At 67.5% G+C, this 10,033-nt stretch carries 11 protein-coding genes; 10 read left to right on the forward strand and 1 reads right to left on the reverse strand.

From position 1 onward, the window contains the following. Nucleotides 1-182 precede the first annotated feature (182 nt). Nucleotides 183-1,070, reverse strand: a complete 888-nt coding sequence (locus AC2H6A_RS15000; protein ID WP_484274423.1) for a LysR substrate-binding domain-containing protein — start codon at nucleotides 1,068-1,070, stop codon at nucleotides 183-185. A gap of 121 nt (nucleotides 1,071-1,191) precedes the next feature. On the opposite strand from AC2H6A_RS15000, the gene AC2H6A_RS15005 reads away from it, so the two are divergent. Genes AC2H6A_RS15005 through AC2H6A_RS15050 form a run of 10 tightly spaced genes read left to right on the forward strand, consistent with a single transcriptional unit; the run spans nucleotide 1,192 to nucleotide 9,925 of the window. After that, on the forward strand, nucleotides 1,192-2,073 hold the full coding sequence (locus AC2H6A_RS15005; protein WP_484274425.1) for a phosphate/phosphite/phosphonate ABC transporter substrate-binding protein: 882 nt from the start codon (nucleotides 1,192-1,194) through the stop codon (nucleotides 2,071-2,073). Nucleotides 2,074-2,078: 5 nt separating this feature from the next. Continuing rightward, entirely contained in the window at nucleotides 2,079-2,906 is an 828-nt protein-coding gene (gene phnE, locus AC2H6A_RS15010; RefSeq protein WP_484274427.1) for a phosphonate ABC transporter, permease protein PhnE, read from the forward strand. Next, on the forward strand, nucleotides 2,906-3,733 hold the full coding sequence (gene phnC / locus AC2H6A_RS15015; RefSeq protein ID WP_484274429.1) for a phosphonate ABC transporter ATP-binding protein: 828 nt from the start codon (nucleotides 2,906-2,908) through the stop codon (nucleotides 3,731-3,733). Before phnE ends, phnC begins: the two co-directional genes overlap by 1 nt. A gap of 5 nt (nucleotides 3,734-3,738) precedes the next feature. Next, the gene (locus AC2H6A_RS15020) at nucleotides 3,739-4,911 is read left to right on the forward strand and encodes an ABC transporter ATP-binding protein (RefSeq protein ID WP_484274431.1); all 1,173 of its coding nucleotides are present in this window, start codon (nucleotides 3,739-3,741) and stop codon (nucleotides 4,909-4,911) included. 52 nt (nucleotides 4,912-4,963) lie between these two features. Further along, on the forward strand, nucleotides 4,964-5,839 hold the full coding sequence (locus tag AC2H6A_RS15025; protein WP_484274433.1) for a carbohydrate ABC transporter permease: 876 nt from the start codon (nucleotides 4,964-4,966) through the stop codon (nucleotides 5,837-5,839). Between the two features lies 1 nt (nucleotide 5,840). Continuing rightward, a complete protein-coding gene (locus tag AC2H6A_RS15030) occupies nucleotides 5,841-6,680 on the forward strand; it encodes a carbohydrate ABC transporter permease (protein WP_484274435.1) in 840 nt (279 codons plus the stop codon). A gap of 29 nt (nucleotides 6,681-6,709) precedes the next feature. After that, nucleotides 6,710-8,002, forward strand: coding sequence for an ABC transporter substrate-binding protein (locus AC2H6A_RS15035; protein WP_484274437.1), 1,293 nt, complete (start codon nucleotides 6,710-6,712; stop codon nucleotides 8,000-8,002). A 3-nt stretch (nucleotides 8,003-8,005) separates the two neighbouring features. Continuing rightward, entirely contained in the window at nucleotides 8,006-8,794 is a 789-nt protein-coding gene (locus tag AC2H6A_RS15040; protein ID WP_484274439.1) for a phosphodiesterase, read from the forward strand. Further along, entirely contained in the window at nucleotides 8,791-9,480 is a 690-nt protein-coding gene (locus AC2H6A_RS15045) for an HAD-IA family hydrolase (RefSeq protein WP_484274441.1), read from the forward strand. The genes AC2H6A_RS15040 and AC2H6A_RS15045 overlap by 4 nt, the downstream gene beginning before the upstream one ends. A 37-nt stretch (nucleotides 9,481-9,517) precedes the next feature. Next, nucleotides 9,518-9,925 (forward strand): hypothetical protein, encoded by a 408-nt coding sequence (locus AC2H6A_RS15050; RefSeq protein WP_484274443.1) that lies wholly within the window; start codon nucleotides 9,518-9,520, stop codon nucleotides 9,923-9,925. Nucleotides 9,926-10,033: the final 108 nt, after the last annotated feature.

Genomic DNA, 10,033 nt, shown 5'->3' on the forward strand with positions numbered 1-10,033 from the left:
GCACCGCCGGCCAGGAAGCCCCGCCGGTTGAGCGCGGTGGGAGGCAGCAGGCTCTCCAGTTGCGGATCTTCGAAGCGGCCGGTTGGGTCGAGCATGGATGGAGTCTCCTGGGGCGTTGGCGGGAAATGCGGCGTGGCAAGGATACCGCCCGGCCGCCGCGTCCTGTCGATCCTGCGCCATCGTCAGCGGGATCCGGGCGGCTCCTCGGTATCGATGAGCGTGAGGAAGCTGGCAATCAGCGGCACGCGCTGACGCTCTGCCAGACAGATCACATGGGAGTGGGTGAACAGGCCCGGGCCATGGATCGGCAACGCGACCAGTCGGGGATCAGCGACATGGGCGGTGTCGGCCACCACGCCCAGCCCCAGCCCCTGCGCGACCGCCTCGCGCACCGCCTCACGGCTGCCCATCTCAAGGGAACTGCGGATCTGCACCCCAGCCTGGCGCAAACCTTCCTCGAACACCTTCCGGGTGGTTGAGCCGTCCTCCCTGAGCACGAACTCCTGATCGCGCAGATCGTCGAGACCGATGCTCTGCAAGCGTGCAAGCGGATGCGCACGATGCGCGATGATCATCAGGCGTTGTCGTCGCAGCGGCACGCAGTGGATCCGGGAATCGTTCACTGCGTGAACCAGCACACCAAGATCGCCCCGGTAGTCGAGAATCCGTTCGACGATCTCGCGCGAGTCTCCGACGCTCACGGCCACGCTCACGGCCGGCCACCTCGCCCTGAAGCGACGCAGCAGCGGTGTGAGGTTGTAAGGCCCGACGGCACACAGCGTGAGCCTTCCCTGATGACGGTCTCGCGCACCCGCGAGCAGGGCTTGCGCGTCCTGCTCGGCACGGAAGATCCGGTTGGTGAGTTCGGCCAGTGATCGACCGAAGCTGGTCAGCTCCACGCGCCGCCCCCGGCGATGGAACAGCTCCACCCGGTACGCGTCCTCAAGACTGGCGATGTGCGCGGATACCGTGGGTTGCCGCAGGCCCAGCGCCCTGGCTGCCGCGGACATGGTGCCCAGCCGGGCGGTGGCATCGAAAGCACGCAGTTCACTCAGCGCCGAGCCAGCCATCGCGACTCTCGTCGTTCATAGAAGGAATCTATAGGCTGCTTGATCGACTTGACGGTTTCGTTAACGGAGCCGACATCTCGCCTGCCTAACCTCGGTCCCAGTCCACCAACCCGAGGCTCGCATGACCCGTCGTCGTCAGTTTCTGTCCACCCCTGTCCGACTCGGTGCCGCCGGTGCCGTGCTCGGCGTGCCAGCCATCCTGCGGGCGCAGCGCCGACCGCTGATCCGAATCGGCCTGGGCCCGCAGCAGCCGACCCAGTCGGACACCCGCCGGGTCTGGGAGCCGCTCTACCGGATGGTCTGCGATCAGGCAGGCGCGGACATGGAACTCACGGTGGCCAATGACTGGGCCGGCATCTCGGTGGCACTGGCCAGCGAGCAGATCGACATGGCCCAGATGGGTCCCTGGGGATATGTTCTCGCCCGTCAGAAGGGAGACGCCCAGGCGATTGCGATGCTCATGATCCAGGGGCGCCCGTACTACAAGGCCATCGTCGTGGCCCGACCCGGGCTGGAGATTCGGCGATTCCCGGAGGATGCCCGTGGCCTCTCGATGCAGATGCTCGATGTCGGCTCGACCTCGGGCTGGCTCGTGCCCACGCACTTCATGCGTTCCCGCGGCATCGATCCCAAGAGTCACTTCGGACGCTACGCCGAAGGAGCATCGGCGGCGGCGGCGCAGATGGCCACCGTCGGCGGGCAGGTCGATCTGGCCACCGGCTGGGATACCCACCGCAACACCATGATCCGCAACGGCCAGCTCAAGCCCGATGCCAACAAGGTGGTGTGGGAGTCCGAACCCCTGCCCAACGAGCCGGTGGTGGTTCGCCGCGGCTTCGATCCGGCGCTGGCCCGCCGTGTGCAGGAGGCGCTTGCCGCGGTGCCGGAGGCCCGCGCGAAGGAACTGATGCCCTGGCCGTACACCGGCTTTGTGCCGACCGGGCACGAGCCGTACCAGAAGCTCGAGACCATGGGCCGCGAGGTCGGCGTGCTCAAGGGTTGACAGTCATGTCCGCGATTGGCCATCCGATCACGCCCGGGTCGGGCGGATACCTCGAGCCAAGACTGGACTGGCGCTCCGCCCGTGTCCTCAGGCGGGTCGCGTTGTTCGTGGCCGTCACCGGATTCATCGCCATCTGTTGCTGGGTGGCGCGCGTGGATCCGGTCGCGCTCGTGCGGGGACTTCCCCGGATGGCGCAGTGGGCTTCCACTGCCTGGCCGCCAAACCTCCAGGAACTCGACGCGGTCGCGTATCGGGCCTTCGAGACGGTCGCGATCGCGACGGTGGGCACGCTGGTGGCGGCGCTGATCGCCGCGCCGATGTCGATGCTGATGGCCGGCAATGTCGGCCCCTGGCCGTGGCTGTCGGCGGCGTTGCGGTGGTTCGGCAACGCCTGCCGCGGCATCGACACGGTGGTGTTCGCGATCCTGTTCGTGGCAGCGGTGGGGCTCGGGCCGTTCGCCGGTGTCCTGGGGATGATCGTCCACTCGATCGGCGTCATCGCCAAGCTGAACAGCGAGGCGATCGAGACCCTGCCACGCGCGCCGCTCGAGGCGGCGGCGATGTCGGGCGCCGGGCCCGGCCGGATCATGGCCCACGCGGTGCTTCCCTCGGTGCTGCCTTCCCTGTCCTCGGTCTCTCTGTATGTGTGGGAGGCCAATGTGCGCACCTCGACCGTGCTGGGCATCGTGGGGGCCGGTGGCATCGGCATCGAGATCAAGGCGGCACTCGATCTGCTCGACTTCTCACGGCTGTTCACGCTGACCGCGGCGGTGCTGCTGATGGTGACGCTGATCGATCAGTGCAGCGCGTGGCTTCGCCGAAGGCTGGTCTGATGGACGCTGGCATCACCGAACCCGCGATCGCACTGCAAACGGCCTCGGTGCGCTACGGCGCGGCCACTGCGCTCGATGCCGTGTCCCTGGCGGTCCGCCCGGGCGAGTTCGTCGTGCTGCTCGGCCCGAGCGGGGCCGGCAAGTCGACCGTCTTTCGCTGTCTGAGCGGACTGGTGCGCCCCGGGTCTGGCGATGCATGCGTGCTTGGCCAGCGCGTCGATCGGCTTGGCCCCCGGGCGCTGCGCGAGATCCGCCGCGGCATCGGTCTGGTCTTTCAGCAGCACAATCTGATCGGCCGCCTGCGCGCGATCGACAATGTCCTCACCGGCTGCCTGGCCGACGCACCTTTCTGGCGGGTGCTGGCACGCCGGTTCGCGCGCGAGGATCGGCAACTCGCCCTGGCCTGCCTGGACCGGGTCGGGCTGCTCGAGAAGGCCTGGCAGCGCGCCGACTCGCTCTCCGGCGGGCAGCAGCAGCGCGTGGCGATCGCCCGGGTGCTCGCCCAGCGCGGTCGCGTGCTGCTGGCCGATGAGCCGGTGGCCAGTCTCGATCCCGAGTCGGCACGACAGGTGCTCGCACTGCTTGCGTCAGTCGCGCGTCAGGAGGGCATGGCCGTGCTGTGCAGCCTCCACCAGGTCGGCCTGGCGCGCGAGTTCGCCGACCGGCTGATCGGTCTGCGCCAGGGCAGGGTGGTCTTCGATCTGCCCGCCGGGGATCTTCGCGAAGCGGACGAGGCGACGCTGTACCTGCGGCCCTCTGCGGACGAGCAGACGCATCCCCTGTCCGTTCGCCTCGCGCCTGTGTCCGACCAACTCTCACCCACCTGATTGCCATGGCCAGTCTCAGCCTTCGTCACATCAGCAAGCGCTACGGGGCCACCCAGGTGCTCGATGGCATCGACCTCGACATCCGCGACGGGGAATTCCTGACACTGGTCGGACCGTCGGGATGCGGCAAGAGCACGCTGCTGCGGATCATCGCAGGCCTGGATCATGCCGACGCCGGGGAGGTCTGCATCGACGGTCTTGCCGTGGACGCACTCGCCCCCAAGGCCCGCGATGTGGCGATGGTGTTCCAGAGCTATGCCCTGTACCCCTACATGAGCGTGGCGCAGAACATGGCTCTGCCGCTGACGATGCGGCGCCTGTCGGCCTGGCAGCGCCTGCCCGTGCTGGGACGCGGGGTGTCGGGTTCGGCCAGAGCCCGCCGGCAGATCGACGCCGAGGTGGCGGAGGTGGCCGGCGCGCTTGGCCTGAGCGGTCTGCTGGCGCGGCGGCCCGCGCAGCTTTCCGGCGGGCAACGCCAGCGTGTCGCGCTGGGCAGGGCGATGGTGCGGCATCCAAAGGTCTTCCTGATGGACGAGCCGTTGTCCAATCTCGATGCCAAGCTGCGCGTGGAGACCCGGGCCGAGATCGCCGACCTGCATCGCCGGCTGGCGACCACCTTCGTCTATGTCACCCACGATCAGGTCGAGGCGATGACCATGTCCGACCGGGTGGCCCTGATGATGGACGGGCGTCTCCTGCAGCTTGCTCCGCCGCAGGAGATCTATGACGATCCGCTCGATCTGCGGGTGGCCGAGTTCATCGGCACGCCGCGGATCAACACGCTGGCTGCGGTCGTCATGGCTCGAGGGCTGCGCGTTGCGGGTATCGACTGGCCGGTGAGTGTGGGTGCGCAATCGGGTGAGGGCTGCACTGCGGCGGTCCGTGCCGAACACTGGCGGCTCGGGCCGGTCAGCAGCCCCGATGACTGCGGCCTGCGTGGGAGGATCCGCCATCTCGAGGCGCTTGGCGGCGAGACCCTCGTTCATGTCGACATTGCCGACCAGGCGCGCCCGGTGGTGGCCCGGGTCGAACCGCAACGGGCACGCGGGCTGACGATCGGCGAATCGATCGACCTGTGCGCGTCTGCCTCTTTCGTCCTCGTGTTCGACCTCGCCGGACGACGGGTACGGCCGAGCACGGCGGCGCCGCGCGCCCAGGCGGGGTTTGCCCATGCCTGAGATGGCTGTCGCTGCGCCCGCTGTGACCGCATCGGCGCGATCGAGGCAGGCCGTGGGCCGCGCCGAGGCCATGGCGGCCTGGCTGCTCGCCGGGCCTGCGGTGGTGCTGATGTGGCTGATGCTGCTCGGTCCGGCGGTGGTGGTGGTGGGGCTTTCGCTGACCGACTGGACCTTCGGCTCGCCCGACATCGGCTTTGCCGGCTTCGCCAACTACCGGGAACTCTGGGATGACCGGGTGTTCTGGATCAGCCTGCGCAACACGCTGGCATATGTTGCCTTCACGGTGCCGGCATCGGTGTTCCTCGGGCTGGGCGTGGCCCTGCTGATCGAGGCTGGCGAGAGCCTCAAGGGGCTGTACCGGACGCTCTTCTTCCTGCCGGTCACCTCCACGTTGCTGGCGATGGCGCTGGTCTTCCAGTTTGCACTGCATCCCACGGCCGGACTGATCAACCAGGCGCTGGCCGCCGTGGGCATCACCGGCCCCGACTGGCTGAAGAACCCGGATACCGCCCTGTATGCCCTTGGCCTGATCGGCATCTGGCAGGCGGTGGGTCTCAACATGGTGCTGTTTCTTGCCGGCCTGAAGGCCATTCCGGGTGATCTCTACGACGCTGCCTCGGTCGATGGCGTGGATTCCGCCTGGGAGCGGTTCCGCCGGGTCACCTGGCCGATGCTCGGCCCCTCGCTCGTCTTCGTCGTGACCATCACCGCGATCCGCTCCTTCCAGGTGTTCGACACCGTGGCGGTGCTGACCGAGGGCGGACCGAACAAGGCTACCTCGGTGCTGCTCTACCAGATGTACCAGGAAGGCTTTTCCTTTCTGCGTTCGGCCTACGCGGCCGCGCTCACCTGCGTCTTCCTGGCCTTTGTCCTGCTGCTTACCTGGGCGCAGACCCGCCTGCTCGACCGGCGCCGCGACGGGAGCTGACATGATGTCTGTCCGAAAGCGCTCACTGCCCTTCCAGTGGCTGCGCCATGCCCTGCTGTTGACGGGGGCCTTCCTGATGGTGGCGCCCTTCGTGCTGATGGTCGCCATCAGCCTGAAGTCGCCGGGCGAGATCTTCGCGCCGGAATTCCGGCTGCTGCCTGAGCACTGGCACGCCGTCGAGAACTACCGGATGGCCTTCAGCCGGCAACCACTGGGGCGGTTTCTGCTCAATGGCCTGTTCGTGACCGCCTGCATCTTCGCGGCGCAGGCGCTGTTCGCGCTGCCGTGCGCGTACGCGCTCGCAAAGCTGCGCTGGCGAGGCCGTGAAGCCAGCTTCCTGTTCGTGCTGCTCGCCCTGCTCGTGCCGCCACAGGTGCCGGCGATCCCGCTTTACATCGGGCTGTGGAAACTCGGTCTGCTCGACAGCTACGCCGCGCTCATCCTGCCCTCGACGATCTCGGTGTTCGGCATCTTCCTGATGCGCCAGTTCTTCCAGACCGTGCCCGATGACCTGATCAGCGCAGCCCGGCTTGATGGTCTGGGCGAATTCGCGATCGTGTGGCGAATCATGCTGCCCACCGCGCTGCCGGCACTGGTCGCCTTCGGTCTGCTGTCGCTGGTCTGGAACTGGAACGACTTCTTCTGGCCGCTGCTCGTCATCCAGACCGACACACTGGCCACCCCGCCGCTGGGGGTGGTGTTCTTCAGCAACGCCGAAGCCGGCACCAATTACGGGCCGCTGATGGCGGCCGCCACCGTGATCACCGCGCCGCTGGTGATCGCCTTCCTGATCGCGCAGCGATGGTTCATCGACGGCGTGACCATGACCGCCGTGAAATGACTTCCCACCCTGAAACGGAGCCTGCTTCCATGAAGAACCCTGACCGTCGTCGATTCACCGCGCTGGGCGCCGCCTCGGCCGGCGCGCTGGCCATGCCCGCGATCATCCGAGCCCAGGGCGCGCCGGTGGAGCTCACGGTGGCGTACTCGATCCCGGTTCTGTTCAAGGACCTGATGGAGTCGATCGCCAGGGAATTCATGGCGCGCAACCCGCAGGTGAAGATCAGCCTGCGTGCGCCCGAGGAGGATTACGAGCGGATCATGCAGCGCAACCTGCGCGACGCGATCACCAACACCCTGCCCGATGTCGCCTTCCACGGACTGAACCGGCAACGCACGCTCGCCGAGAGGAACATTCCGGTCAACCTCAAGCCGTTCATGGATGCCGACCCGCAGACCCGCGAGCTGGGCTTTTCCCCTTCGTTGCTGTCGCTTGGTCAGGTGGGCGGGACGCAGACCGGCATCGGCTTCTCGCTGTCGACCCCCATCCTCTACTACAACGCGCAGCTGGTGAAGGAAGCTGGCGGAAACCCCGAGAAGCTGCCCGCGACCTGGGAGGAGGTCGACAAGCTCGTCGCGGCCATTCACGACGCCGGCCGCAACCGCACCGGCCTGTTCTTCGACTGGACGATCACCGGCAACTGGTCCTGGCAGGGCCTGGTCTTCAGTCACGGCGGCAGCATGATGAGTGCGGATGAATCGAAGGTGAGCTTTGGCGAGGCGCCAGGCCAGGCCGCCATGCGCGCACTGCGTCGCATGGTCGAGGATGGCCGTATGCCCGACATCCAGCCCGCAACCATGTTCCAGGACTTCTTTGCCGGGCGCATGGGCATTGCAATGCAGTCCACCGCCCAGCTTGGCCGCTTCAACCGCGAGATCGGCGGACGCTTCCCGCTGGTGTGCGGCCGCTATCCGCTTTCGGCCCCGGGCGCGCGCCTGCCCGCCGGCGGCAATGTGGCCATGATGTTCACCAAGGATGCTGCCCGGCAGAAGGCGGCCTGGGATTTCATCAAGTTCGCGTGCGGTCCGGTCGGCGCCACGATGATGGTCAAGGCCACCGGCTATATGCCGGCCACAACCATTCCTGCCCAGCGCAAGGACATGCTGGCCGACTTCTACGCCCAGAACCCCAACCACCAGATCTCGATCCGCCAGCAGGACGTGATCACCGGCTGGTATGCCTTCCCCGGCCAGAACGCGCTGCGCATCACCGATGTGATCAACGATCATCTGCAGACCGTGGTGAGCCGCAAGGCGCCGGCCGACGCGGTGCTCGCGAAGATGGTGGGTGATGTCCAGGCACTGCTGCCGCGCAAGGGTTGAACCATGTTCAAGCACATCCACCTGACAGACACCCATCTGGTCGAGGCGGGTCGGGCACTCTATGGCATCGACCCGGCATGGCGCCTGCGGCAGGCGATCGACAGCATCAATCGCGAGCATCCCGATGCCGGCTTCGCCATCATCACCGGTGATCTGGCTCATTGGGGTGAGCCTGCCGCCTATCAGGCGCTGCGCGAGGAGCTGGCGGCGCTGACCATCCCGGTGCGGCTGCTCATCGGCAACCATGACGACCGAAGCCACTTCGTCAATGCCTTCCCCGAGGTGCCGACCATCGAGGGCGGCTATGTGCAGTACGCCTTCAATGACGGTGCGATGCGCCATGTGGTACTCGACAGCAACGAGCCCGGAGTCTCCTGGGGCGTGTTCTGCGAGACGCGGGCGCGCTGGCTGGCCGATGAGCTGGCTGCGAGTGGCTCCCAGCCGGTGAACCTCTACATTCACCATCCGCCGTTTCCGGTGGGCATCGGTGCCATGGACCGCATCAGCCTTCGCGAACCCGGACCCCTGCGGGAAGCGATCACGCCGCATCTTCGACGGATCCGCCATCTGTTCTTCGGCCATCTTCACAGACCGATGGCAGGGAGCTGGCTGGGCGTGCCTTTCTCCACTGTGCGCGGCACGAACCATCAGGTCGCGCTGTCGCTGACGCAGACCGACCGCGTACCGGGCAGCCTGGAGCCGCCGCAATATGCGGTCGTGCTGGCCGGGCTCGAGAGCAGCGTCGTGCATCTGCATGACTTTGCCGATGCCTCGCCGCGATTCCCGCTGTGAACGCAGCAGAGCTGTTCTGGCAGCGGCAGGCGCTGGTGTTCGACCTCGACGGGACACTGGTTCACACCCTGCCGGATCTGACTGACGCGCTCAATCAGGCCTTGGCCGGCGAAGGGTCAGGGCGGGTCGGCGAGGATCTCGTTCGAAGCTCTCTCCACGGGGGACTCGAGGGCAGCGTCGACGCCGCCATCGACCACCTCGGGCTTGCGCCGGCTTGTCGGGCACGGTTGATCGATCGCTATGCCGCCTGCTATGAGCACTCTCTGGCGGTTCGGTCGGCACCGTATCCCGGCGTGCGACCGGTCCTGGATCGGCTTCGCGATCGGGGAGTTCGGCTTGCGGTCTGCACCAACAAGCTCGAGGCCCAGGCGGTGCGTCTGCTCGCAGCGTTTGACCTGCTTGCCTCGTTTGAACTGGTTGTGGGTGCCGATACCTGTGTCGAGCGCAAGCCCTCGCCCGTACCCTTGCTCCACGCCATCTCGGCCCTGCGAGCCGAGGCCCATGAGTCCTTGCTGATCGGTGACAGCGCGGTGGATGCGGCTTGCGCCTTCGGAGCCGAGGTATCCTGCCTTCTCTTCACCGGTGGTTATGGGTTCAGAGGGCTGGGCACGAGTCCTGGTGTGCTGCCGTTCTCGTCATGGGGGGCGCTGCTGCGCGGCGAGCCGCCTGACCATGGCGCGGTATGATCCCTTCATGAGGGCCCTCCTGCTGCTCGCCTGACCCATGCTCGGGCGCTTGCGTCTGACCGTCGTGCTGCTGGCGCTCCTGCTGCCCTGGCACGGCGCGGCGCAGGCCTGGCTGGTGGCACTCGGGCCGGCGCATCATCATGCCTGGAACGACGCGGCCGTCGAGCAGGTCTGCTGTGCGCCGGCGCCGCTGACGCACCACCACGATCACAGCGCACGGCACCACCACGCTGACGATGATGATTCGGTCCTGCTCGACCACGAGCATGACGAGGAACTGACCGACACCCAGACAGCCGGCGCCGCTGCACAGCCGGCGCTGCCGGTCGGGCCTGCCGGGTGTCTGCCGCCCGGGGAGGTGGTGCAGTCGCCCGGCCTCATCCCGGTCTGGCGATCGGTCAGCCAGCAGCCGCCTCAGCGGCCACCCAGCGCCCTCCAGGCCTGAGCAGCCGGACAGCACGGTCTCGTCGGGGCTTGCCCGTCGATGACCCGCTGCCCGTCGATACCGTTCGCCCGCATCGCGCCGGCGCCGTGCGGCGCCGGCGCGACGGGC

The sequence above is a fragment of the Quisquiliibacterium sp. genome (assembly GCF_982640115.1).

Bases quoted from the DNA above. Each gene is read 5' to 3' on its own strand.
- AC2H6A_RS15000 (WP_484274423.1), bottom strand. From the start codon at position 1,070: ATGGCTGGCTCGGCGCTGAGTGAACTGCGTGCTTTCGATGCCACCGCC.
- AC2H6A_RS15005 (WP_484274425.1), top strand. From the start codon at position 1,192: ATGACCCGTCGTCGTCAGTTTCTGTCCACCCCTGTCCGACTCGGTGCC.
- phnE (WP_484274427.1), top strand. From the start codon at position 2,079: ATGTCCGCGATTGGCCATCCGATCACGCCCGGGTCGGGCGGATACCTC.
- phnC (WP_484274429.1), top strand. From the start codon at position 2,906: ATGGACGCTGGCATCACCGAACCCGCGATCGCACTGCAAACGGCCTCG.
- AC2H6A_RS15020 (WP_484274431.1), top strand. From the start codon at position 3,739: ATGGCCAGTCTCAGCCTTCGTCACATCAGCAAGCGCTACGGGGCCACC.
- AC2H6A_RS15030 (WP_484274435.1), top strand. From the start codon at position 5,841: ATGATGTCTGTCCGAAAGCGCTCACTGCCCTTCCAGTGGCTGCGCCAT.
- AC2H6A_RS15035 (WP_484274437.1), top strand. From the start codon at position 6,710: ATGAAGAACCCTGACCGTCGTCGATTCACCGCGCTGGGCGCCGCCTCG.
- AC2H6A_RS15040 (WP_484274439.1), top strand. From the start codon at position 8,006: ATGTTCAAGCACATCCACCTGACAGACACCCATCTGGTCGAGGCGGGT.
- AC2H6A_RS15050 (WP_484274443.1), top strand. From the start codon at position 9,518: ATGCTCGGGCGCTTGCGTCTGACCGTCGTGCTGCTGGCGCTCCTGCTG.